Annotated in this window: 25 protein-coding genes and 2 riboswitches; of the genes, 7 read left to right on the forward strand and 18 right to left on the reverse strand. The window is 42.5% G+C overall.

Annotation, left to right across the window (positions count from 1 at the left end):
- Positions 1-42 precede the first annotated feature (42 nt).
- Genes J7E37_RS06780 through J7E37_RS06795 form a run of 4 tightly spaced genes read right to left on the reverse strand, consistent with a single transcriptional unit; the run spans position 43 to position 3,118 of the window.
- Positions 43-975 carry a 5-oxoprolinase subunit C family protein gene (locus J7E37_RS06780; protein ID WP_215023166.1) on the reverse strand — a complete coding sequence of 311 codons (933 nt, stop codon included), beginning with the start codon at positions 973-975 and terminating at the stop codon, positions 43-45.
- Positions 972-1,739, reverse strand: a complete 768-nt coding sequence (locus J7E37_RS06785) for a LamB/YcsF family protein (protein WP_215023167.1) — start codon at positions 1,737-1,739, stop codon at positions 972-974. The genes J7E37_RS06780 and J7E37_RS06785 overlap by 4 nt, the downstream gene beginning before the upstream one ends.
- Positions 1,740-1,744: 5 nt before the next feature.
- Entirely contained in the window at positions 1,745-2,461 is a 717-nt protein-coding gene (gene pxpB, locus J7E37_RS06790; RefSeq protein WP_215023168.1) for a 5-oxoprolinase subunit PxpB, read from the reverse strand.
- A 30-nt stretch (positions 2,462-2,491) separates the two neighbouring features.
- Complete coding sequence (locus tag J7E37_RS06795; RefSeq protein ID WP_215023169.1) at positions 2,492-3,118, reverse strand: pyroglutamyl-peptidase I; 627 nt, start codon at positions 3,116-3,118, stop codon at positions 2,492-2,494.
- A gap of 235 nt (positions 3,119-3,353) precedes the next feature.
- Here J7E37_RS06795 and J7E37_RS06800 point away from each other — a divergent pair, with 235 nt between their 5' ends.
- Entirely contained in the window at positions 3,354-4,421 is a 1,068-nt protein-coding gene (locus J7E37_RS06800; protein ID WP_215023170.1) for a type I restriction endonuclease, read from the forward strand.
- Between the two features lie 202 nt (positions 4,422-4,623).
- A complete protein-coding gene (locus J7E37_RS06805) occupies positions 4,624-5,451 on the forward strand; it encodes a glycerophosphodiester phosphodiesterase (protein WP_215023171.1) in 828 nt (275 codons plus the stop codon).
- 47 nt (positions 5,452-5,498) lie between these two features.
- Here J7E37_RS06805 and J7E37_RS06810 read toward each other — a convergent pair whose 3' ends face one another.
- The 4 genes from J7E37_RS06810 to J7E37_RS06820 form a co-directional block, all read right to left on the reverse strand.
- Positions 5,499-6,020, reverse strand: coding sequence for a GNAT family N-acetyltransferase (locus J7E37_RS06810; protein WP_215023172.1), 522 nt, complete (start codon positions 6,018-6,020; stop codon positions 5,499-5,501).
- A 22-nt stretch (positions 6,021-6,042) separates the two neighbouring features.
- Positions 6,043-6,171, reverse strand: coding sequence for a hypothetical protein (locus tag J7E37_RS22210; RefSeq protein WP_285290295.1), 129 nt, complete (start codon positions 6,169-6,171; stop codon positions 6,043-6,045).
- A gap of 12 nt (positions 6,172-6,183) precedes the next feature.
- A complete protein-coding gene (locus tag J7E37_RS06815) occupies positions 6,184-6,477 on the reverse strand; it encodes a hypothetical protein (RefSeq protein ID WP_215023174.1) in 294 nt (97 codons plus the stop codon).
- A gap of 177 nt (positions 6,478-6,654) precedes the next feature.
- Entirely contained in the window at positions 6,655-7,284 is a 630-nt protein-coding gene (locus J7E37_RS06820) for a cell wall hydrolase (RefSeq protein WP_483297201.1), read from the reverse strand.
- Positions 7,285-7,572: 288 nt separating this feature from the next.
- On the opposite strand from J7E37_RS06820, the gene J7E37_RS06825 reads away from it, so the two are divergent.
- From J7E37_RS06825 to J7E37_RS06835, 3 genes are all read left to right on the forward strand, one after another.
- Positions 7,573-8,781 carry an MFS transporter gene (locus tag J7E37_RS06825; protein ID WP_215023176.1) on the forward strand — a complete coding sequence of 403 codons (1,209 nt, stop codon included), beginning with the start codon at positions 7,573-7,575 and terminating at the stop codon, positions 8,779-8,781.
- 250 nt (positions 8,782-9,031) lie between these two features.
- Positions 9,032-9,754 (forward strand): DUF3784 domain-containing protein, encoded by a 723-nt coding sequence (locus J7E37_RS06830; protein WP_215023179.1) that lies wholly within the window; start codon positions 9,032-9,034, stop codon positions 9,752-9,754.
- 165 nt (positions 9,755-9,919) lie between these two features.
- Positions 9,920-10,546, forward strand: coding sequence for a nitroreductase family protein (locus J7E37_RS06835; protein ID WP_215023181.1), 627 nt, complete (start codon positions 9,920-9,922; stop codon positions 10,544-10,546).
- A gap of 27 nt (positions 10,547-10,573) precedes the next feature.
- Here the strand turns inward: J7E37_RS06835 and J7E37_RS06840 are convergent, their stop codons facing one another.
- The 9 genes from J7E37_RS06840 to J7E37_RS06880 all read right to left on the reverse strand — a co-directional run bounded on the left by J7E37_RS06840 (position 10,574) and on the right by J7E37_RS06880 (position 17,810).
- On the reverse strand, positions 10,574-11,233 hold the full coding sequence (locus tag J7E37_RS06840) for a DsbA family oxidoreductase (protein ID WP_353049993.1): 660 nt from the start codon (positions 11,231-11,233) through the stop codon (positions 10,574-10,576).
- A gap of 154 nt (positions 11,234-11,387) precedes the next feature.
- Positions 11,388-11,840, reverse strand: a complete 453-nt coding sequence (locus tag J7E37_RS06845; protein ID WP_215023185.1) for a GNAT family N-acetyltransferase — start codon at positions 11,838-11,840, stop codon at positions 11,388-11,390.
- The gene (locus J7E37_RS06850) at positions 11,828-12,364 is read right to left on the reverse strand and encodes a P-loop NTPase family protein (RefSeq protein WP_215023187.1); all 537 of its coding nucleotides are present in this window, start codon (positions 12,362-12,364) and stop codon (positions 11,828-11,830) included. The genes J7E37_RS06845 and J7E37_RS06850 overlap by 13 nt, the downstream gene beginning before the upstream one ends.
- A gap of 307 nt (positions 12,365-12,671) precedes the next feature.
- Positions 12,672-13,511: an STAS domain-containing protein gene (locus J7E37_RS06855; RefSeq protein ID WP_214780460.1), complete on the reverse strand. Its 840-nt coding sequence runs from the start codon at positions 13,509-13,511 to the stop codon at positions 12,672-12,674.
- A gap of 286 nt (positions 13,512-13,797) precedes the next feature.
- The gene (locus J7E37_RS06860) at positions 13,798-14,412 is read right to left on the reverse strand and encodes a protein kinase family protein (protein WP_214780458.1); all 615 of its coding nucleotides are present in this window, start codon (positions 14,410-14,412) and stop codon (positions 13,798-13,800) included.
- Between the two features lie 51 nt (positions 14,413-14,463).
- Complete coding sequence (locus J7E37_RS06865; RefSeq protein ID WP_214780456.1) at positions 14,464-14,862, reverse strand: sporulation protein; 399 nt, start codon at positions 14,860-14,862, stop codon at positions 14,464-14,466.
- 20 nt (positions 14,863-14,882) lie between these two features.
- A complete protein-coding gene (locus tag J7E37_RS06870; RefSeq protein ID WP_214780454.1) occupies positions 14,883-15,008 on the reverse strand; it encodes an FbpB family small basic protein in 126 nt (41 codons plus the stop codon).
- A 502-nt stretch (positions 15,009-15,510) separates the two neighbouring features.
- Positions 15,511-16,725: a DUF5667 domain-containing protein gene (locus tag J7E37_RS06875; protein ID WP_215023189.1), complete on the reverse strand. Its 1,215-nt coding sequence runs from the start codon at positions 16,723-16,725 to the stop codon at positions 15,511-15,513.
- Between the two features lie 88 nt (positions 16,726-16,813).
- A riboswitch (cyclic di-GMP riboswitch) is annotated at positions 16,814-16,897 on the reverse strand.
- 67 nt (positions 16,898-16,964) lie between these two features.
- Positions 16,965-17,810, reverse strand: a complete 846-nt coding sequence (locus J7E37_RS06880) for a pirin family protein (RefSeq protein ID WP_215023191.1) — start codon at positions 17,808-17,810, stop codon at positions 16,965-16,967.
- A gap of 1,148 nt (positions 17,811-18,958) precedes the next feature.
- Positions 18,959-19,003, forward strand: a riboswitch (PreQ1 riboswitch).
- Positions 19,004-19,009: 6 nt separating this feature from the next.
- Between J7E37_RS06880 and J7E37_RS06885 the strand changes: the two genes are divergently transcribed.
- Positions 19,010-19,495, forward strand: a complete 486-nt coding sequence (locus J7E37_RS06885) for a QueT transporter family protein (protein WP_215023193.1) — start codon at positions 19,010-19,012, stop codon at positions 19,493-19,495.
- A gap of 266 nt (positions 19,496-19,761) precedes the next feature.
- Entirely contained in the window at positions 19,762-21,180 is a 1,419-nt protein-coding gene (locus tag J7E37_RS06890; RefSeq protein WP_215023195.1) for a glycoside hydrolase family 18 protein, read from the forward strand.
- 68 nt (positions 21,181-21,248) lie between these two features.
- On the opposite strand, the gene J7E37_RS06895 is transcribed toward J7E37_RS06890, so the two are convergent.
- Complete coding sequence (locus J7E37_RS06895; RefSeq protein ID WP_215023197.1) at positions 21,249-21,998, reverse strand: 2-phosphosulfolactate phosphatase; 750 nt, start codon at positions 21,996-21,998, stop codon at positions 21,249-21,251.
- Between the last annotated feature and the right edge of the window lie 88 nt (positions 21,999-22,086).

Genomic DNA, 22,086 nt, shown 5'->3' on the forward strand with positions numbered 1-22,086 from the left:
GCGCAGCAAAAAGACCCCTGCAGCCATTAGCCGCAGGGATCTTTAACAAGACAGGAACTTAAATAGTTTTTTCTGTTTCAGGTACTGTTCTTGCGCTTCTCCTATCGTGACTTCTTTAAAGCGGATCTTTGTTCCAGGCATCGTCTGGGCAAGGAACGGAATATCGACAGAGATGACAGTAGCAATTCGGGCATATCCGCCGGTTGTTTGCCGGTCTGACAGCAGTATGATCGGCTGCCCGTTAGCAGGAACCTGTATCCCTCCGAGCGGGATGGCATCGGATATGATGTCAGACCCGCCGATTGTCTCCAGCTTGGGGCCTTCAAGACGATATCCCATTCTGTTTGATTGTGACGTTAGAGTATATTCACTTGATAAAAATCGATCCTTTTCAGTTTGTGAAAATTTATCCTGATGAGGGCCGATGATCACCCGAATTTCAATCTCCCTTGGGTACTCAGGAATCAAGTTCTTATGTACAAAGCGATTTTTCCTAACAAATGGTTTTCCGTATACTAGATCTCCCGACTCCAATGCACGGCCCTTAAAACCGCCAAGCTTTCCATTGATAAACGTGGACTTGCTGCCTAATACGAGCGGAACATCGATTCCACCGGCAAAGCTTATGTACGCTCTTGCGCCATTTATCACCGTTTTAAACGAAAGGATATCGCCTTTTTTTAAAGCAAAGCATTTCCACATCGGCACTTTGCTGCTATTCACCATCGGCTCAAGGTCACCCCCGCAGATGGCGATGGATGCATCAGTCAATGCTTCAAGGCTTGGACCAAGCACGGCAGCTTCCAGCACGCCTTCACCAAGCGGGTTTCCGACAAGCAAATTGGCCATTTGCATGGAATAGGAATCCATTGCACCTGCCGGACTGATGCCATATTGCTGATAGCCTGTCCTCCCTAAATCCTGGACGGTTGTCTGCAGGCCGGGCTTCAGGACTTTAAACAGTCGTTCCGTCATTTGGCATCCCAGCCTCTGCCGACTTTGATTCCTTCTGCCATTAAAGCTTCCTTCAATTTTAAAGCAAAATGTAGTGCCTGTGGTTCATCGCCATGGATACAGATCGTATCAGCCTGGATGTCAATGTCCGTCCCATCAACTGCCTCTACTTTTCCTGCTCGTATCATCCGGATTACTCTGCTGATCGCTAAATCAGCATCATCTATCATCGCATTTGACTGTGTACGGGGTGTCAACGTTCCATCAGGCTGATAGGTTCGGTCAGCAAACACTTCCTCAGCCACCTGCAGGCCATGCTCCTTTCCTGCTTTCACAAGGAAACTGCCTGCGAGACCGAATAAAACATGTGTTGAATCAACATCAGCCACTGCACCAGCAACAGCATCCGCGATTGATTTATCTTTTGCGGCCATATTGTACAGTGCTCCATGCGGCTTAACATGAACGACTCTTGTACCGCAGGCCTTCGCAATCGCAGAAAGAGCCCCAATCTGGTAAATAGTAAGATTGTAAACTTCCTCAGCACTCAACTTCATTTCTCTCCTGCCGAAACCAGGAAGGTCTGGAAAGCCAGGATGCGCGCCAATCCTCACACCGTATGCTTTTGCCATTTTTACCGTTTTCATCATGACATTATGATCGCCTGCGTGATAGCCACAGGCGATATTGGCAGAAGTGATATGCTTTAACACTTCCTTATCATTGCCAATTTTGAATAATCCATAGCTTTCACCTAAATCACAGTTAAGATCAATATCAAACAATTTCCTCACCTCTTTTCAAACCTGTTTACCTCGTATGCATCACCCATTTGTTTTATGGTTAAAAATTGCTCCTTACTGATTGGCACGAATTTAATATAATGACCGGAACTGAACAGGAACGGTTCTTCCTTCTCAGGTGAAAACAGTGTAACAGGAGTCGTACCGATAATCCTCCATCCTGAAGGAACATCAGCAGGGTAAATACCTGTCTGATTCCCCCCAATCCCGACAGCACCAGGCATCACATTTCCCCTTGGTTTTTCAAGCCTCGGGACAGCCAGCTTTTCAGGCAAGCCTCCCAGATACGGAAAGCCAGGCATAAATCCCATCATATAAATCAGATATTCCCTGTTTGCGTGGAGATTGATGACCTCCTGTTCAGTCACCCTATGATACTCAGCGACAAAAGCCAGGTCCGGCCCTAGCTCCCCTTCATAGCATACAGGGATTTCAAAGACTATCGGACGATCACGCCCCATTTTTGATGGAGATTGATTGACCCGTTCCAACTCCGATATGAGAGTCTCGAAGTCTATCAAATCCGGCAGATAATAAATCGTTACTGTCGTGTAGGCAGGCACCCATTCAATAAGGCCTTCAATTTTTTCGTTTTCTAGATTTTTGGTAAATCGGCGGATTCGACTGTTCGTTGCTTCATCTATTGTCACTCCAAACGATATCTGTACCGCCATGTCTCCAAGCGGTGAAATTTCAAAACTCATCTTTTCCCCCTAACTTTCTAATGGTATTTTTCATACACCATCGTTGGCACAAGTTACAATAATGACCTTCAGTGCTTGTGTCATTGTTTCCTGGGGCAATGAAGGCAGGGCTGGATTGAGGGCTGACATTTTTGTCGATGCAGGAAAATGAATAAAACCAGCTTTGATTGGCAGATTATTTTTTCGGATATGGTTTAAAACAGAATATAAGGTGTTATTGCAAATAAATGTGCCAGCACTGTTCGACACCGCCGCAGGAATATTTAATCCCTTAAGATTTTTCTCAATCTGACGGTTGGGGAGAGTAGCGAACAAGCCGTCCGGTCCCTCCTCATCAATCATTTCATCTGTGGGGATATTGCCCTTATTGTCCGGATAAGGGTCACCGGAACCTGTATCCTTCATATTGATTCCAATACGCTCCGGAGTAATCGCCGTCCTGCCTGCTGCCAGTCCACAGGAAATCACAACATCCGGCTGGGTATCGTCAATCTTTTTAATCAAGACTTCTGCACACTCATCATAATTAACCGGCAACAGGATTGTTGAGATTTCAACATTCTCAATCTCGAACATCTCTGCTTCCAGCAGCAATTCTTCTGTAGGATTGATTTTCATTTTTCCAAATGGCTCAAAGCCGGATATTAGTATTTTCATTCTTTAACACTACTTTCTAAAATTAATAATAATTTGAACTTTTGTATCTCCTTTGATTCTAACAAAATATTAGGAGTTTTATGAAACCTTAAAATATTTTTATCATAAAAATATAACGTTTAAGATACAAAAGCTTAATTAACTACATTTAACAATTATTGTGGTAACATTAAACTAACAAGTAAACGTTTTCAACAATCTTAAAATAGTAACATTATTAAGGAGGATTAATAGTATGGATAATTTTATGGAGCAAATTAAAACCCTGTCCAATAGGGTAGCGAAATTGAAATCAACTATTGTAACTGAAGAGGCTACAAAAACTTCAATTATCATGCCCTTCTTTCAAATACTAGGTTACGATATATTTAATCCTGAAGAATTCACTCCCGAATTTGTTGCAGATGTAGGAATTAAAAAAGGGGAAAAAGTGGATTATGCCATTATGAACGAAGGCAATCCAGTAATTTTAATTGAGGCCAAATCAATAAATGAAAAACTACAAAAGCATGATTCTCAATTATTTAGGTATTTCGGAACTACCTCTGCTAAATTTGCAATTTTAACAAATGGTATTACCTATAGGTTCTATACAGATTTAGAAGAGCAAAATAAAATGGATACTTCACCCTTTTTCGAGTTTAATATTTTAGAACTAAAAGATAGCGCACTTGTTGAATTAGCAAAATTCAAGAAAAACAGTTTTAATTTAGAAAGCATATTTACAACAGCTTCAGAATTAAAATATTTAAATAAACTCAAAAGCTATCTTAACGACCAAGTGGAAACCCCAACTGAAGAGTTTGTAAAATTTATGATCAGCCAAATATACGAAGGTGTTAAGACTAAAAATACTCTTGAAAAATTTGAGCCAATAATTAAAAAGGCTTTTAAACAATTTATTAATGAACTCGTTAACGATAAACTCAATGCAGCCTTAAAAACAACTAATACAGATGAGGAAGCCCAAAAAGAAGCTGCAGCAACCTCTGAAGCAATCCTTATAAAAGATGAACCTCAAATTGCCACAACTGAAGAGGAAATAGAAGGATTTGCAATAGTTAAGATACTAATTAAAGATACAATTGCAGAAGAAAGGATATCCTATAGAGACAATCTAAGCTACTTTAACATTCTACTTGATAACAGTATTAGAAAATGGATTTGTAGACTTGGGTTTAATTCTTCTAATAAATACCTTCAATTTAATGATGATGAGCGAACTACTATTAACATAGATAAAGTATCTGACATTACAAAATACAAGGATAAGCTATTAGAAGTAACTAACAAGTTTAATTAAAGTGAAAGCCAATGTTCATTTAAAAGTGAACATTGGCTTTTCATTTGCAATTAGCGTAAATAAAATTGTAAATAAACCTAAGGATATTTTCCTAAATAATTTTATAATTCCATTACTCTTTTTAAACAGATGCGACACATGCTCTAAACATTTCTCCGTTAATCTATCATTGTTACATACTTTATGCAGAGGAGATGGAGAAATGAAGAAAACATTAATCGGAACCGGAGTTGCCTTAACCCTCATGCTTAGTCCTTTCCAGCAGGTTTTTGCTGCTGAGACCACCATTGGAGAATTGAGGCAGTTTGATACTGTCGCCCACCGCGGGGCTGCCGGTTATGCACCAGAAAACACAATCGCCGCATTTGATATGGGACTGGAAATGAAGGCGGATTACATTGAAATTGATGTACAGCGCAGCAAGGATGGCGAATTGGTTATCATTCATGACACTACTGTAGATCGGACAACAGATGGTACTGGCAAAGTTGGCGAGCTGACACTGGAAGAACTGCGTAGCCTTGATGCCGGGAGCTTCAAAGGGGAGCAATTTGCCGGTGAAAAGATCCCTACCTTCGAAGAGATACTTGACCGCTATCACGGCAAAATCGGCATATTAATAGAATTGAAAGCACCTCAGCTTTATCCCGGAATCGAAGAAGAAGTAACGCAGGAATTAAAGGAAAGAAATCTGGATAAGCCGCAAAATGACAAGATTATTATCCAATCTTTCAACTTTGAATCGATGAAAAAGGTGGATGCACTGCTTCCAAATGTACCTATTGGTGTCTTAACCTATTCAAGTCTCCATACAACGGATGCCGCCCTTCAGGAGTTCGCCAAATACGCTGACTTGTTCAATCCAAGTTATGGGCTTGTTACCAGGGAACTTGTGGATAAAGTCCACAGCCTTGGAATGGAAATCCAATCCTGGACAGTCCGAAGCCCTGAAGCCGCCCAATTCCTGATTGATATGAAGGTGGATGGCATTATCACGGATTACCCGGATTATGTCGATCCGCGCAATTAGGTATGTAAGCCTGCTCTCCTTAAAGAGTGCAGGCTTGTTTTTGTTTTTTATAAGAATAATTTCTCGAAACATACATATAACTCATGTCCTTCAGGCTTTCCATTCATCATTACTTTTCCGGTAATCTTATAGCCCCTTTTTTCATAAAAGCGGACCGCACCTTCGTTTCCTGAATACGTATCTAGCCTAAGTGCACCATAGCTGTGATCCTTCGCAAAGTTCTCGGCAAACTGCAGCATTTTGCTGCCATATCCGCCACCCTGTGCAGACGGGTCGACACAAAACGAATGGAGAATCAACGGTTTACCTTTTGTTTCTGACCAATTTGCATTCTCCCATGCAGGAGCCTGCCACTCATCGAGGACCATCACGCCTGCTGCGGCTTCTCCTTTTTTCAATATGAACAACTCTTCACCCTGCATCGCATTTTCGAAATACTCATGGTTCGGATATTGCTCATCCCATTGCAGAATGCCTCTCGACTCAAGGTACTCTTTGCATTCCGCAAACATGCGGCCAATGACAGGCAAATCTTCTTCGGATGCCCGTTCAATATGTTCTTCAGCCATAATATTACTCCTTCACCGCGCTTTATTCGCTGTCAGGCGTTACGTTAAAAAAATTTGCACTCTTGTTCTTCTTCTTTTCTTCGTTTTTCTTGTTATCCATTTTCCCATCGGATTCATAGCTTAATTTGAATTGATTATCCTTCTTTTTCATTCCTGTTCCTCCCTAAATCGAAATACTTACATCTCCATCCTCACTGATTTCCACTGTTGAATAGCTTTCGAAAGGCTCCATGCTCTTAAGCTCCATCTTTCCATCTTCCATTAATGAGGCCATATAGCGATCATAATCCTCACGTTTTTTCACTATGTGGTAATAATAGACACGCTTACCTTCAGAGAAATCTTCTTCTTCTTGGATAAATTGTGTCCCAAACCTGTTACTGAACCATTCCCTTGCTTCCTCATGAGTGCTGAAATCAGGCAGGCTTGCAGCAAGCTGGTCTATATCTATATTCAAACTTAACACCCCTTTATTAATAGGCTTAACGTAAATTCATAAGCAGCTTTTTCCCAGCTTCGAGTTATAAGGCCTCCGCTGTAAAAAGTGCCTGGTTTAAAAGATAGTTTGTTCCTTTTTTACCGCGAAATGCATAAAAAGCACCGGTTTCTAAGAAACCGGTGCTGGTCGCACTCTTTAATACGCAAAGTGGTGATTGCCTATCTGTTTGGTCACTGTCCTTGTAAAAATCCATTGATCAGTCGCAAGATTTGGATTGTAGTAATAAACGGAACCATAAGAAGGATCCCATCCGAGCATTGCGTCCTTTACAGCATGGTAAGCTGTATCATTCGGCTTAAGATTGTACTGGCCGTCATTTATCGCTGTAAAAGCATTTCTTTGAAAAACGACATCATGAACGCTATCAGGAAAATCTTTAGACTCTACTCTGTTCAAAATCACCGCAGCCACTGCAACTTGTCCCTGGTAACTCTCCCCCCGGGATTCCCCATATACCACATGAGCCATCGTCTCGATTTCCTGAATCAGCCTGGACGTCTGCGGGCCGACGCCGCCAATCGGTTCAAGGCCAAAGTCCCTCTGAAGGTGCTTCACTGCTTCAGCAGTGATTGGCCCATAGTAGCCAGTGGTACTCGTATTAAAATAACCAAGCTTTTTCAAAATAGATTGCACATATGTAACATCTGACCCAACTGACCCCATTCCTGTGCTTGCTGCCTGAGCTCCTGTCTGCCCAAAACCAAGTACAGCAACAATCAATCCTGCTGCTGCCATCCTCTTTATGTACTTTTTCAAATTTCCCACTCCCACTTCTCTTTAACTTGTATGTATGATTATTTCCAGCGTCCTAAGCAAAAACACCTCCCTTTTCATATCCCTTTACCATTCCCTGTTGCAGAAAAGGGAAAACTCGTACAAAAGAATGGAAATAGTTATTTTAAATGGTATAAATTTCACAGTCCCGTATCTTTTTTCATCAAGTTAACGTTATGAGAATATATTATTAAAAATATTTAGCTTTACGAAGTTTCACTAATATCAGATAATTGAACATATGAAAAAATTCATTAGAAACCGAGAGGCACTATCAGTATGTGGAAAAATAAGAATGTCTGGATTTTATTGACCGGCGAGTTTATTGCCGGGTTAGGATTATGGCTTGGAATCATAGGAAATCTTGAGTTTATGCAGGAACAAATTCCTTCTGATTTTTTAAAATCGCTGCTGCTGGCTGCTGGATTACTGGCCGGGATTGCTGTTGGACCACTCGCGGGAAGGTTGACCGACCAATACAGCAAAAAGTCTGTCATGTTGGTATCAGGCTTCTTACGAATAATCAGTGTCGTTTTCATGCTGATTGCCCTTCAAACCAGTTCAGTGTGGTGGATGCTTGTGTTCCTTGTGTTATTGCAAATATCTGCCGCTTTCTACTTTCCGGCACTCCAGGCAGCGATCCCGCTTGTTGTTAGTGAGAAGGACTTATTGCAGCTGAATGGAGTCCATATGAATGTGTCAACCTTGTCCCGTATAATCGGGACTGCCGCTGCAGGAATCTTGCTTGTTGCCATTCCTTTGAATGCAGTGTATCTCCTTTCTATGGCTGCCTACATCGTCCTGTTCGGACTGACCTGGTTTTTGCAGTTTGATGAAAACAAGAAAACCACTAATGTCACAGAAGGCGGGCAAAAACAAGGCTTCAAAGATGTGTTTCCTGTCATCGTCAAGCTGCCGATTGTGATGATGACCTTGATTTTGACCCTGATTCCGCTTATTTTCCTGGGAGGCTTCAACCTGGTTGTCATCAATATCAGTGAACTCCAGGACAGTACTGCCATCAAGGGGTGGATCTATACCGCAGAAGGTCTCGCCTTCATGAGCGGCGCATTTTTGATCAAGAAAATCAGTTATAAGTTTTCACCATATAAAATCCTGTTTGCCAGCTCGATGCTGATCGGCTTCTCACAGCTGATGCTCTATTTTGCTGACCAGTCAGTCCTGACGATCATCGCCTTTCTGTTGTTCGGCTTTTCTGTAGGCTGCTTCTTCCCGACAGCCGCTACCATCTTCCAGACCAAAGTGCCAAAAGATTTTCATGGCCGTTTCTTCTCGTTCCGGAATATGATGGACCGCGTCTTCTTCCAGGTTGTCCTGTTAATGACCGGATTCCTGCTCGACGCAGTCGGCCTCCAGAATATGAGCGTCATGTTCGGTGCATTGTCGATCGCGATGACCACGATTTTTTTCCTAAGGTCACGCAATTTAAGAGCCTCCGCAGAAACCGAGCAAAGCATAAGCTCGTAAATAACTGTAAAAGCTGCCGGTTGAAACTGGCAGCTTTTTCTTTTTGGCATTAAGTGAGTTAGTAAATAGGAGATGCTGCGTATTAATTTAATGACGGACACTTTTTCATCTCTACTGCCTAATTTTTGTCCGTCATCGGGGGCGTGACGGACACTTTTCATCTCTATTGCCTAATTTCTGTCCGTAAGCGAAACTTATGTTCCAGGCAATTCGTATTATAAGAAAAGGTATTGTTGTGGGGGTGTTTTTGATGACTTTATTTATTGGCATCCAGCTTTTTACGATCCTTCTGTTCCTGTTCTTCGGCTGGGCGATTGTGAAAAAGGAGTGGTACTGGCTGATATCCAATTTCAATGGCAAACCAAAGGATGAGCAGCAGCAATTAATCAAGAATGGCTATCCACAAAGGGTCGGGAAGCTGATGCTCGCCACGGGCGCGGGAATGGCCATTTTGCTGCCATTAAGTTTCACATCTTTTCAATATGCCCTGGAAGTCCAGTTTGGCTTCCTGATACTATTCTTACTCGGCGGTCTGGTTTACCTTTCCAAATATGAAGTTAGGGAGAAGCGAAAGCGAAGCTATATCTTCAGCAGCCTTCTCGCCATTGGAACGATTGGGTTTGTGGTGGGTCTTTATTTTTTGGGGTATCAGGACTTTGAACTTAAGGACTATGATGATTCTTTTGAAATCACAGGCATGTATGGCAAAGAATGGGACTATGCAGAAATTCGTCATGTAGAACTTCTGGAGGAAATGCCCGAAGTGACATGGAAAGAAAATGGGTTCGGCCTTGCAACGTTGGCAAAGGGACATTTCAAAGTAATGGGTTACGGGAGCAGCCTGCTCTTTATCCACAAAGATTCCCAGCCTTATTTATTTATAGAAACGGATCATGACAAGATATTTATCAATAGCAAGAGTTCTAAAGAAACGGCAGAATGGTATGAATTACTGTCTGAAAAGACTAAGTGAGGGTGTTTCGTGAAAACGGGCACCCTTGCTTTTTGTCTCCCTCTACCTTCCCATAGCCAGTTATTGGAATGACAGATTCCGGTCATACTGTTTGACTTCATTACTTACTAATAGTAACCTGTATACTGCTTACTAAAAGTAACTACAACTTTGGAGGAATTAATAATGAACACACCTGAGACAAGCCTGTCCAGTGTCATACGTGAACGACGTTCTGTCAGAAAATATGATCCTGACTTCAAGATTTCACGGGAAGAGATTTTAGATATTTTAAAAGAAGCTGCCCTTGCCCCATCTTCAAGCAATCTTCAGCCATGGAAGTTCATCGTCATCCAGGACGAGGAAACAAAAAAAGAACTCAGAGCAATCGCCAATAATCAGGAGCAGGTCGAAACTTCTTCAGCCGTTATTGCAGTTCTCGCAGACAGAGAAATGTACCATAATGGCGAAAAAGTATACCGCAGTTCATTTGAAGCTGGATATATGGACGACACAACAATGAACAGAATGATTGAGAATACAAATAAATTATACCCTGCTGCACCAGTCGGTATGAGGGAGAACATCGCGTCTTTCGATGCCGGCCTTATTACCATGCAGATCATGCTGATTGCCAAAGCGCGGGGTTATGATACTGTTCCAATGGGCGGGTTCAACAAGCAGCAATTCATCGAAAAATTCAACATTGATGAGCGCTATATGCCAGTCCTTCTCCTGCCTATCGGAAAGGCTGCTGTGCCAGGACATCCTACGACCCGTATACCGGTCGAGGAAATCGTGGAATTTATATAAGAACAAAGAAAAGAACTAGTCCGGGGACTAGTTCTTTTTATTAGGAATTTCGCAGCCATCGTCATCACAGGTCATTCCGTCATCGCCGCTCAAAACGGTGATTTCATTTTCGGCAATGACTTTCTTTAGTGACTGGACAATCACATCAGTCGGCTGTGCACCGGTAATCGCATACTTTTTATTGATCAAAAAGAATGGTACACCTGTGATGCCGTACTGTTGGCCAGTACTTTCATCTGCACGGACTTCCTCGGCCATTTCATCGCTGGCAAGCATTTTCTCTACTGCTTCGCGGTCAAGCCCAACTTCAACAGCCAATTCTGTCAATGTTCCATGGTCTCCAATGTGCTTCGAATCGGTAAAGTAAGCACGTAATATTCTTTCAGTCATCTCTGCCATCAGTCCATGCTTTTTCGCAAACATCGTCAAACGGTGAGCATCAAATGTATTGGTCAAGATGAGTGTGTCAATATTATACTCAAGCCCGGATTCCTTCGCCATCTGCACCATATTTTGCGTGCTCGCTTTCGCCTGGTCAATGCTCATCCCATATTTTTTTGAAAGTGCTTCATACATATTATAATCGATATCCCGTTTCATGTTCGGATCGAGTTCAAAGCATCGATACGTCACTTCAATTGGGTGATCTATCTGTTTAATAGCGTCATCCAGACGCCTTTTGCCAATATAGCAGAACGGTCAAGCAAAGTCAGTCCACATTTCAATCTGCATGATGGATCCCTCCAGTTCGTTATTTCACATTATAGTATAGGTGTTAACCTTGTAAAATACACGAGATTCGACTCGGGGAGTGCAGACTTACCAATCCAGACAGTGATTTCTATTTTATTTCATAAACAATCCAGTCTGATTGTCTTCCACCCATTTTATTGTAAAGGCTTTGGGCAATATAATTATCCTTGGCCGTTTCCCATGTCATATAGGCAAATTCATTCTCCCTGATATGATTGAGGCATTTTTCAAATAGCTGTTCACCTACCCTCTGGCCTCTGGCGCCGTCTGCAACGAATAAATCATTCAGAATTGCTGCCCTTTTTACCTGAAGGGTGCTGAAAGTATAATACAAGGTTGCAAATCCAACGATTTCTCCTTCTAATTCTGCCACGAACTGCAAACCCGAGTCTGGATGATCAAGCAAGTGTTGAATCAAATCTTTCAGTTCAGCTCCATTCGGTTCGGGTTTCTTATAAAAATCTACTATATACTGGGTCATTAAGTGGTATAGACTTAGAATGTCCTGTTCTTCAGCAGGTCGTATAGTCAGTTCTTCCATGACTTCTCCTCCGAAAATAAATTTTTCTCAAGCTCTGCAGGCTCTCTTACAATCCACAGCTTATTCTGATGGGTGCCAAGAATGGCTACGATTTCCTGTTTGCTCTTCTCCTCAAAATACCTATTCCAAATAAACATCTTCCTGAACATTTTAAAAGTCGGAACGTAATTTGCCTTTTCGAGTCCAAGCTTTTGCAAGACGAACCTTCTGATGATCCTGTATATCCGTTTTCTATAGGAAATGTCCAAAAATATGATCATATCTGCGTTTTCAAAGCTTTTCGAAACCCACTCATAATGGACACCCTCGATTATCCACGCATCCTCTTTAATGATAGACTGCAAATAGTCATCTCGGTCCTTTTCGCCGCGTCTAACATCCCCTGTATCTGTTCTTTGCCAGACAACATTGTCAAGCTCATGATGAGGCAAGTTGTATCGGGTTGAAAGGCTCCTGGCGAGGGTCGTCTTTCCGCTTGCAACAGACCCGATGATATGGATTTTATCAGGTTTCATTTTAGTCATAAAACATCATCACTTTGTCTTTAGATTAGGTTCTTTTCTCAAACTTTGCTGCTATTGACCGCAAAATAGGATTGAATGAACTATGTTTCTTTGCAAAGTTGACTCTAATAATGAGAAAAGAACATGCAAATTTAATACCGACCTACTAAATAGCTTGAATTACGTTTAAATCGGCTTTGGGATTTTAACAACAATCTTTACGAAAACAGACTTAGATTAAATAAAAAAATTCTCTTCTTATATGGTAATTCCTCCTTTTATCGCAAAAAAAAAAGCTGCCTGAGCAGCTTTTTCGAATCTATGCATTTTACAGAGTCTGGATCTCTTTGAATGCCTGATGAAGATTTGATTTTACCATTATGCCCTCAAGGTTTAGACCAAGCGTCACCATTGTATGGGCAACCTCAGGACGGATACCCGTCATGATTGTTTTTACCCCTACTAGTGACAGGGCGTTAATGACCTTGAACAGCTGGTCCGCAACCATCGTATCGACAATCATTACCCCGGACACATCAAAGATGAGGTGAGTAAGCTTGAGTTTTACAGCCTGGTCCAATGTTTCTTCCATCAATAGCTGGGCCCTTTCAGTATCAACGTTTCCGACAAGAGGCAATACACCGACTCCAGGCATTAATGGAACGACTGGCACTGACAGCTCAAGCAACGCTGTTTTGGCATTTTCAAGGCTTTTTTGGTGAGCGTCGACGAACGTAAGGCTGAAGCTGTATATAGCATGGTCCATTAATGGATCAATTATATCTAATACACCAAAGATGGCAGAAGCGGACATATCCTTCGCTTCTTCTTTGATTGCTCTCCAGATATGCTCTCGGTAATAGCTTGTATCTTTAAGTGCTTCATCGAGTGATGCACCGAGTTTGTAGATATACTCTCCGGTTTCTTTTCCCCAGTCTGTAATTTTATCAAATGCTTTTTCCTGGTCTTCATGATCAATCAATGCCTGGCCGAAAATTTCAATGAAGTTCGCCCGGATCTCAAGAATCTGCTGTTCAATTTTTCCAAGGTCATATTTCTGTGCTTCCGTTAAAACTGCTTCAGAATACCTATCTTTGTGGACAGATTTAGCGATTTCATGCTTCCTGCTGACAATTGCTTCTCCTAATGCTTGCAGTTCTGTGGTCATTTAGATTCCTCCATGTGTTCAATGACAATTTTATATATATGCTTCTACGGCTTATCTTCAAAATGCACTGTTATAAACCATCATACCGCAGGTTCAGAATGCAGGACAAGTTTTTGCACTTATAGGCCTTGCCCATCTTGTTCTGCTAAACAAGTGAGGCAGCATTTTTTTGCCTTTTCCGGCCTTCCATACGGGAAATATGTAATGGATAAAGACTGTTTCTTATACCTCCTTGCTTCGTAGGTATCTCATTGAGAAAAATAAAAAGAGGACTGGCAGCCATGCTTTAATTAATAGATGGCAGCAGTCCTTTTTTATAAATAAAAGCAATTATATTCATCGCAGGTTCTGGCATTTTCTTTGGAAAGCGGTCATGCCTGTAAAATTTATAAAAGGCCGTTTTTAAGTCCTCCCACTGGGAACATCGCTTTGTCTGCCTGAATCGAGCCACATCTATAAGCTTGACTTCATCATCTGGAGTGATGATAATGTTCCGCAAATGTATGTCGGATGGGTTTAATCCCTTCTCTCTCGCAAGCTTAAGGGCTTGATCGACTTCCTCAATGTGGCCCGCGGCAATCGGCATGCCATTTACCAAACATTGATAGAGTGTCATTCCTTGGACATAATCCATTACCAAATAATTGCTTCCCGATTCATGAAGAGCAGGGAAAAATGGATTTCCAGCAAGCTCCTTATAAATACCCGCTTCTTCTGCTGCAACCTTCTCAAACTGCGGAAAAAAAACCTTTAGAACAAGATCCGTTCCTTTGATTCTGAACGCAAAAGCACTTCTCCCTTCTCCAACCAGCTTTAGTGATGAATCTTTATGAACTAAAGCTGCTTTTGATCCTCGGATTGAATAAACAACACTGTTTGCCAGATGTTCATATTGATTCATTCTCTTGCCCCTTTCTCTATTTCCATAAAAGATGGAAAAGGTTTTTTATACTTACTGATTCCCTTTTACCACCTTGATCATATCTTCATCCCAGCTTTCTGTTCCCTGCTTAAAGACCAGCTTGGTTTTAAAATGATAAGAGATATCCTTGTTTGAAGGAGGAACATCCGCAGGCAGCAGGAAGCTGAACGGCACCTCATCATCCCCATCTGGCTGGATCCTTAACGGCACATCAATTGTGGCAGTATCCAGTACCTTTTCTGCTTCTGTCTTTAAGTTAACCATGACAAGGGCACACTCAATCAGCTGAAGGTCCTGGTCTACCGTACCTCCCTTGATCAAGAACTTTCCATTCACTGACTCCCCAGGAATTAAAACATCCTTCACCAAAATCAGGTCAATCTGGGCGGAGCCTACTCCCAGCAAAGACATATACTTCCGTAATAACATCCTGTTCCTCCGTCTATTAACTATTTTGGGTTGGTGTATTTGTCATCAAGCCGCTTCTCAATTATCTCGATCCGCTTTTGGTCTGCTAACAATTCTTCCTTGTTCTTTTTGACAAGATCATTAAAACTAATTCTTAATTTCTTCACAACATCCACACTCCAATACTTAAATTTATGTTTATCGTTAGGAAAATGCCTCTTTATATCTATAGAAGATTTATAAAATGTTTCTACATTCCTTTCTCATGCGCGTGCTTATGGGAAACCCTCTTTTCTACACTTTTCATTTTTACTTGAATGTGGCAAAGGGTACTTTATCGGCCTTATTGTGACCATAATTTCTCTCTTATGATCTTATAAAGGCTCATTCGTATATGGTTACCCATGAAAAGACCTTCACCCGCTCAGGTGAAGGTCCGAAAACAAATAAAGACCTTCACCAAAAAATATGGCAAAGGTCTTGCTAACAACGATCGTTGCCAACAAAGCCGGGAGTGATCTCCGTAATGACGACTCTGTTGTGAAAGCTACTCCCCTTTAGGAGAAACTATTCAAGTGTATAGGATTATGATACATGACTGGGCGCATTCCGTCAATTGATTGGAATCTAACTGCCAGGTAGTTTTCTGGCATTGACTTATGTTAACTTTTACTTACCGTTATTTTTCCCTTTTTCCTTGTTTCCCTTTTCATCACCGTCATCGTCCTGCTCATCATCTTCTTGGTTGGCTTCATCTCCTTGTTTTTCTTTATTTTTCTTGGCTTCTTCACGCTTTTTTTCTTCAGCTTTTTTGTCTGCTTCTCTTTGTTGCTCTTCAGCTTTTTTTGCATCTTCCTTTTGTTGCTTTTCTGCTTTTTCGGCTGCCTCTTTTTGCTTGGCTTCAGCTTTCTTTTCAGTCTCAAGTTGTTTTTCTTCAGCTTTTTTTGATGCTATAGCCTGTTTCTCTTCAGACTTCTTTTCATCTTTTTCAATACTTTGTGTCGAAGCAACACTCACCTGCTCTACAGTGGATTGTTCAGTGGCTGTCTCATCACTTTCATTTTCATTTACAACTTCAGTTTCATCCACTTGCTGTTCGGCTTCTTCTGTACTGCTCTCTTCTTCGGACGCCTCGATGTTTTCATCTGTTTCTGTATCTTCATCTATTTCTTTTTCAGATTCCTGTTTTTTGCCTGATGTGAGACCTTTCATTTGCGATGGATGGACACCTAGCTGTTTGGCGGCCTGTCCGAACCCAATCTTTTCCTCTGTATATAAGGCAGTGATTTCCTCGACTGTTTTGCCAGCTGCTTCTGCAAGCCAGAAGATTTGGGCGATTTGGCCATATCCTAACTCCTGTTCACGCAGCTGGGCAACCATTTCCTGGTCCAAGTCTTTCACAACATTAGCAACGATCTTTGCTTGCTCGGTTGCCTCTTCCACTTCTTCCTTCAGCTCATCCTCAAGGCCCTCAGTCAACTCATCTTCAACTTCAGATGCTTCTTCAAGCCCATCTGTCAGATTTTCTTCACCTTCAGCATCGGTCCCATCTTCTACAATCACTTCCGTTACCTTTTCCTGGGCTACCTCAAGTGCCGCTAAGTATTCCTCAAAGGCTGCTTGAACGAACTCTTCTTTTTCTTCAGCTGACATTGCTGTGGCCTCAGCTAATCTCTCATTCGCGAATTCAAGCAGAAGCTGGGCTTCTTGTTCATCATCAAAGGTTAGCAGAAGCTTCAATTCCTCAAACAATTGATCAAAGGTAAATAAAAACTCGTCAGGAGTCGTACCCGGATCTACTGTTTCGACTATCTCATCTGCAGAGACTCCTGTTCCAAAAACCAGCATTCCTGTCAAAAATGTTGATGCTAAAATCTTCTTCATTCCAATACCTCCACTTTTACCATATTGGAATTAAAATCGACAAAAAAGTGCTGTCCGAAGAACAGCACATGCATAAGCTATGTGAATCTTCGGCAACTGGCTGGCATGGTCGATGACTTTAGCCCCTGTAGCTTTGCGTCCCCAGATTTCCCTGGGTTTGCCATTATCGGATTTTAATTCTACTTTTATCTTACTTTTTCGACAGAGAAAAATAAATAGAAACTTTAAAAAAGTTTGGTTTATTCAGCCGCAGTGCCGAATTTCCCTTCCTGATAATCACGGTAAGCCTGGCGAATCTCCTCCATCGAATTCATCACGAATGGTCCGTAGGCAACCACTTCCTCCTTGATTGGCTTACCGGAGTATACCAGCACGCGGGAACGCTGATATGCTTTTAGTGAAATTTCACTTAGGCCTTCGCCGCCGTCTTTAAAGGTCAATGTTGCGGCGGAAGACTTTTTAAGGTTTGTATGGCTTGAGCCTGCCTGGACGTCACCTGAAAGTACATAAAGGAATGCGTTATGTCCTTCCGGCAATTCATATTCGTACTCCGCTCCCTCCGCCAGCTGAATTTCTGACAGGGTAAAAGGTACCAATGGTTCGAGAGGGCCTTTCACTCCCGCTGTTTCACCTGAATACACCTTTAAAGTTCCGCCTTTAAACTGGACAAGGGGTGCATGTTCGGAATACACGTTTTGATAAGAAGTGGCTGTGCCTTTCAACTCCTTAGGCAGATTCAGCCACAGCTGCAGTGTATGGGCAATATCGTTATCAACCGCCTCTTCAGCATGCCGCGCACCGCTGCCAGCGTTCATGTACTGAATGTCCCCAGACTCCAGGATGCTGTGGCCGCCATGGTTGTCAATGTGCTCCAGCCTGCCGTCTATGATATAGGTGATTGTCTGGAAGCCGCGATGCGGGTGATCAGAAAAAGTACCACGCTTAAACCAGTCTTCCGCCATTAAAATGAAGGGGTCCAATTCCCTCCAGTTTTGGGGATTCAGCACAAGTCCTGCCTGGACATGCGGCATCCCTCTTTCCTCATATTGAACTGTCCAATGTTTCTTGACATCTCTTTTGAACATTTTGATAACCCCTTTTTTTACTAGCTGTAGTGACTATCCCCAAATTATAACAATCCCGCGATATATTTTAAATAAGACTGCTTTCGCATGTTTTGATACTGTACGAACACGTACCGTTATCCGCACTCTTAAAGGTTTCGGGCTCTTTTCGAAACTGCTTCCCAATCGAATATACGTCAATAATCGTAATAAGAGGAGTTATAAAGACCATCTAGTGCCGAAAAAGCGGGTGGCGTGGTGGCGTGGTCTTTAGAAGAGTTATAATGACCATACAGTGCCGAAAAAAGCGGGTGGCGTGGTCTTTAGAAGAGTTATAAAGACCAGCCAGTGCCGAAAAAGCGGGTGGCGTGGTCTTTAGAGGAGTTATAAAGACCAACCAGTGCCGAAAAAGTGATTGGCGTGGTCTTTAGAAGAGTTATAATGACCATACAGTGCCGAAAAAGTGATTGGCGTGGCCTTTAGAGGAGTTATAAAGACCAGCCAGTGCCGAAAAAGCGGGTGGCGCGGTCTTTAGAGGAGTTATAAAGACCATACAGTGCCGAAAAAGCTGGTGGCGTGGTCTTTAGAAGAGTTATAAAGACCATACAGTGCCGAAAAAAGCGGGTGGAGTGGTCTTTAGAGGAGTTATAAAGACCATACAGTGCCGAAAAAAGCCGGTGGCGTGGTCTTTAGAAGAGTTATAAAGACCATACAGTGCCGAAAAAAGCGGGTGGCGTGGTCTTTAGAGGAGTTATAAAGACCATCGATAGCCCAAAAAGCCGGTGGCGTGGTCTTTAGAAGAGTTATAATGACCATACAGTGCCGAAAAAGTGATTGGCGTGGCCTTTAGAGGAGTTATAAAGACCAGCCAGTGCCGAAAAAGCGGGTGGAGTGGTCTTTAGAGGAGTTATAAAGACCAGCCAGTGCCGAAAAAGTGATTGGCGTGGTCTTTAGAGGAGTTATAAAGACCAGCCAGTGCCGAAATAGCAGGTGGCGTGGTCATAAGAGTAGAGTAAGAAAGTCACTTCAAAGAGGTAGCCTTATTGGCTTTCTTTCGAATGATTCTGACTGGGCGCCTTTTATTTTTAGTCTTGGAAAGCTACCTGTATTCTATAAAAATAGTATTGTGAGAAGGCCTTTTATCCTATATAATATTAAATTGGCTTTTAAATAACGTGGTTCGTAACCATCCCACGTAAAAAAACTAGGAGAGATTATAAATGAATACTAGAACGATTGTCCGGAACGGAATCCTAGCTGCTTTATACATTGCCGTTTCTGCCGTCTTCCAGCCATTTGGCTTCACCAATGTGCAGTTCCGCGTATCCGAAATGTTCAACCACTTGATCGTTTTCAATAAGAAATATTTCTTTGGAATAGTTTTAGGTGTATTTTTAACAAATCTGCTTTTCTCGCCAATAGTCGCATACGACCTTGTCTTTGGAGTCGGGCAGTCAGTAATATCGTTGCTGATCACGATTTTCACAGCAAAATATATTAAGAGTATCATGGGCCGTATGATTGTGAACACATTAGTCTTCACGTTCACGATGTTCCTGATTGCGATTGAACTAAACCTGGCATTCCAATTGCCATTCTGGTTCACATGGCTGACAACAGCTGCAGGTGAATTTACGGTAATGGCTGTAGGTATTCCTGTCATGCTTGCGATTCATAAGCGCGTAAACCTTGAAAAATTAGTGTAAGTTAGATGAAAACGCATGGACAAGGGGTCCATGCGTTTTGTTATGGGCTGAACCTGGAAACGCGCTGTAAACATAAATCTAAGTTTCCAATAAGATTTTCACCATACAAGCCAGATATCTTACTATGTTCTCTTTCGTTTCTTCACTTTCCTCCGCGAAAAATGTTTTCCAAATCTATTTAGAGATTAATAAACGTTCCTCCTTCAACATATAATGCCTTTTTTTCTCATAGCATATTGTAGGACTTTTTCCTGAGGGGGTTCATTATGATCATTCATGTTGTGCAAAGAGGGGAAGCTCTGTGGCAGATTTCAAACAGGTATCAGGTGAGCGTAACACAAATCAGCGAAATAAATGGCCTTGAAAACCCAAACCAATTGGCCGTGGGCCAGGCTTTGCTTATTCCATCTTATGATGCTTTCCATTCAGTTCAATATGGTGAAGCCTTATGGTCTATTGCCCAGCGTTACGGGACGACCGTAGATGCCATTATTCGGGCGAACGCCATCACCAACCCTTCTCTGATCTACCCTGGAACCGTACTCCGCATACCCGCTGCCCGCCACACCATTCAACGCGGTGAAACCCTATGGCAAATATCCCAGCGTTATGGTGTAACCGTACAGGCAATCATCAAGGCCAATCAAATTCAAAACCCGAATCTGCTTTATCCAGGGACGATCCTGGTCATTCCCAAACCGAAACCAATGATTGAATCGAATGCCTTCACTTACCATTCCGACGAAAAAGCCATTGAGCTGGTCAACGAAGTTGCCGATCTGATGACCTATATCGCTCCATTCGCTTATGTCATCCAGCCTGACGGGTCTCTAGTCCTTTATATGAAGGACGACACCGAAGCTATCCAGACAGGACTGGCAAAAGGGGCACTGCCAATGATGTCGATCACCAACTTCACAGCCACTGAGGCTGGGGAGAATATTGCCCATGAAGTTCTTGCCAGTGAAGCAAATCGTAATACACTGCTCAACAATATAATTTCTGTCATGCGTGAAAAAGGTTACCGCGGCTTGAACATTGACTTTGAAAATGTCCTTCCTGCAGACCGAGAGCTTTATAATACATTTCTTCAAGAAGCCGTTGATACTCTTCATAAAGAAGGCTATTTCGTTTCAACTTCCCTTGCGCCGAAAGTCAGGGCAGACCAGAAAGGATTATTATACGAAGCGCATGATTATCCCGCACACGGCAGGATAGCAGATTTCGTCGTATTAATGACCTATGAGTGGGGATACCGTTATGGATCACCTCAGGCTGTTTCACCATTGAATGAAATCCGCAGGGTGCTTGATTATGCGGTTACGGCGATTCCAAGGAATAAAATCCTGATGGGCTTCCAGCTATATGCCAGAGACTGGATCATCCCCCATGTCCAGGGCCAGCAAGCTGAAACATACAGCCCGCAGGAAGCAGTCAGCCGTGCCATCAAATATGGAGCTGCAATCCAATATGATACAGTGGCCGCTTCGCCTTATTTCCGCTATACCGATGAACAGGGCCGGCAACACGAAGTATGGTTCGAAGACGCTCGAAGTGCCCAGGCTAAGTTTGACCTGATTAAGCAATACAACCTGCGTGGCGTCAGCTACTGGGTGCTTGGCTATCCATTCCCGCAAAACTGGGCATTGCTGGAGGATAACTTCAATATAAAAAAATTGACATAGATCCCTGTTTGAAAGTGCCCGGCTAAAAGCCAGGGGCTCCTAGCCAGTAGCTCCTAGCCAGGCACTTTCTATTTATATATGATAAACCTTCCGTCTTTTAAAACGGGCACGATGTCCGTAAGATTTAATTGGCTGCAATAGTGTACATCTTCCTCAAAACCTCTTTCGCGCAATTCACGTCCGCTGCCTGAATCCCAAACCAATTCTTTTAAGCGAGATTCTGAACTTTTAAAAGCTCCTGAGCAAACCTCTGCTTCCGGAGATTTCTTACCGCCCAGCTCTGCAAGGATTGCACCAGCACCTATATAGTCCTCAATCGACGGCCTTAGCCGATCTTCATTTTCACGAGCATCATTCCACATTTCCCCGCATGGCACGACTGTGATGTCTGCACCTGTTTTCTGCTGCAGCTTATCGGCTAGAACAGCTGCTGCTGAAGCATTGAGGAATGACCCGATCAACAGCGCCGGCACACTGGAAGCAATCCACGAACAAAATGCACCATTATGAGAAGTTAAAACATAACGCTCGTTGCAATGCTCCTCATTAAATGTCACCGGCGACAAGCTGGGATTACCCGTCCTTTCTGCTTCTGCCCTGCCAAGTATATACTTGGCCCTAATGCTGCTTGCATATTTTTTCCCATCGAGATTTGGAGGATAGGGAAAGATAATTGCCCCCGCACTCAATGCAGCGACAATTGTTGAGGAAAAGCTTAGTACATCAACAATGATGACTATATCCCCACGCTCCGCTGCTTCCCTCGCCCCGCGCCTCCCCCATTCCAGTTTGCATTCATAAGGAGACTGACTGAACATTTGAACTCACCTCTCATTTTTCTATGGACATTAACTATTCTCCTTTTTACTTCCTATTCCTTCTCAGTCTTCAGCCCTATATAAAAAT

Source organism: Bacillus sp. ISL-39 (genome assembly GCF_018613295.1).
Classification (GTDB): domain Bacteria; phylum Bacillota; class Bacilli; order Bacillales; family Cytobacillaceae; genus Mesobacillus.

What these genes read in the sequence shown, in the direction of transcription:
- J7E37_RS06780 (WP_215023166.1), bottom strand. Translation starts at nt 975, where the DNA reads ATGACGGAACGACTGTTTAAAGTCCTGAAGCCCGGCCTGCAGACAACC.
- pxpB (WP_215023168.1), bottom strand. Translation starts at nt 2,461, where the DNA reads ATGAGTTTTGAAATTTCACCGCTTGGAGACATGGCGGTACAGATATCG.
- J7E37_RS06795 (WP_215023169.1), bottom strand. Translation starts at nt 3,118, where the DNA reads ATGAAAATACTAATATCCGGCTTTGAGCCATTTGGAAAAATGAAAATC.
- J7E37_RS06800 (WP_215023170.1), top strand. Translation starts at nt 3,354, where the DNA reads ATGGATAATTTTATGGAGCAAATTAAAACCCTGTCCAATAGGGTAGCG.
- J7E37_RS06805 (WP_215023171.1), top strand. Translation starts at nt 4,624, where the DNA reads ATGAAGAAAACATTAATCGGAACCGGAGTTGCCTTAACCCTCATGCTT.
- J7E37_RS06810 (WP_215023172.1), bottom strand. Translation starts at nt 6,020, where the DNA reads ATGGCTGAAGAACATATTGAACGGGCATCCGAAGAAGATTTGCCTGTC.
- J7E37_RS22210 (WP_285290295.1), bottom strand. Translation starts at nt 6,171, where the DNA reads ATGAAAAAGAAGGATAATCAATTCAAATTAAGCTATGAATCCGATGGG.
- J7E37_RS06825 (WP_215023176.1), top strand. Translation starts at nt 7,573, where the DNA reads ATGTGGAAAAATAAGAATGTCTGGATTTTATTGACCGGCGAGTTTATT.
- J7E37_RS06830 (WP_215023179.1), top strand. Translation starts at nt 9,032, where the DNA reads ATGACTTTATTTATTGGCATCCAGCTTTTTACGATCCTTCTGTTCCTG.
- J7E37_RS06835 (WP_215023181.1), top strand. Translation starts at nt 9,920, where the DNA reads ATGAACACACCTGAGACAAGCCTGTCCAGTGTCATACGTGAACGACGT.
- J7E37_RS06845 (WP_215023185.1), bottom strand. Translation starts at nt 11,840, where the DNA reads ATGGAAGAACTGACTATACGACCTGCTGAAGAACAGGACATTCTAAGT.
- J7E37_RS06850 (WP_215023187.1), bottom strand. Translation starts at nt 12,364, where the DNA reads ATGACTAAAATGAAACCTGATAAAATCCATATCATCGGGTCTGTTGCA.
- J7E37_RS06855 (WP_214780460.1), bottom strand. Translation starts at nt 13,511, where the DNA reads ATGACCACAGAACTGCAAGCATTAGGAGAAGCAATTGTCAGCAGGAAG.
- J7E37_RS06860 (WP_214780458.1), bottom strand. Translation starts at nt 14,412, where the DNA reads ATGAATCAATATGAACATCTGGCAAACAGTGTTGTTTATTCAATCCGA.
- J7E37_RS06865 (WP_214780456.1), bottom strand. Translation starts at nt 14,862, where the DNA reads ATGTTATTACGGAAGTATATGTCTTTGCTGGGAGTAGGCTCCGCCCAG.
- J7E37_RS06875 (WP_215023189.1), bottom strand. Translation starts at nt 16,725, where the DNA reads ATGAAGAAGATTTTAGCATCAACATTTTTGACAGGAATGCTGGTTTTT.
- J7E37_RS06880 (WP_215023191.1), bottom strand. Translation starts at nt 17,810, where the DNA reads ATGTTCAAAAGAGATGTCAAGAAACATTGGACAGTTCAATATGAGGAA.
- J7E37_RS06885 (WP_215023193.1), top strand. Translation starts at nt 19,010, where the DNA reads ATGAATACTAGAACGATTGTCCGGAACGGAATCCTAGCTGCTTTATAC.
- J7E37_RS06890 (WP_215023195.1), top strand. Translation starts at nt 19,762, where the DNA reads ATGATCATTCATGTTGTGCAAAGAGGGGAAGCTCTGTGGCAGATTTCA.
- J7E37_RS06895 (WP_215023197.1), bottom strand. Translation starts at nt 21,998, where the DNA reads ATGTTCAGTCAGTCTCCTTATGAATGCAAACTGGAATGGGGGAGGCGC.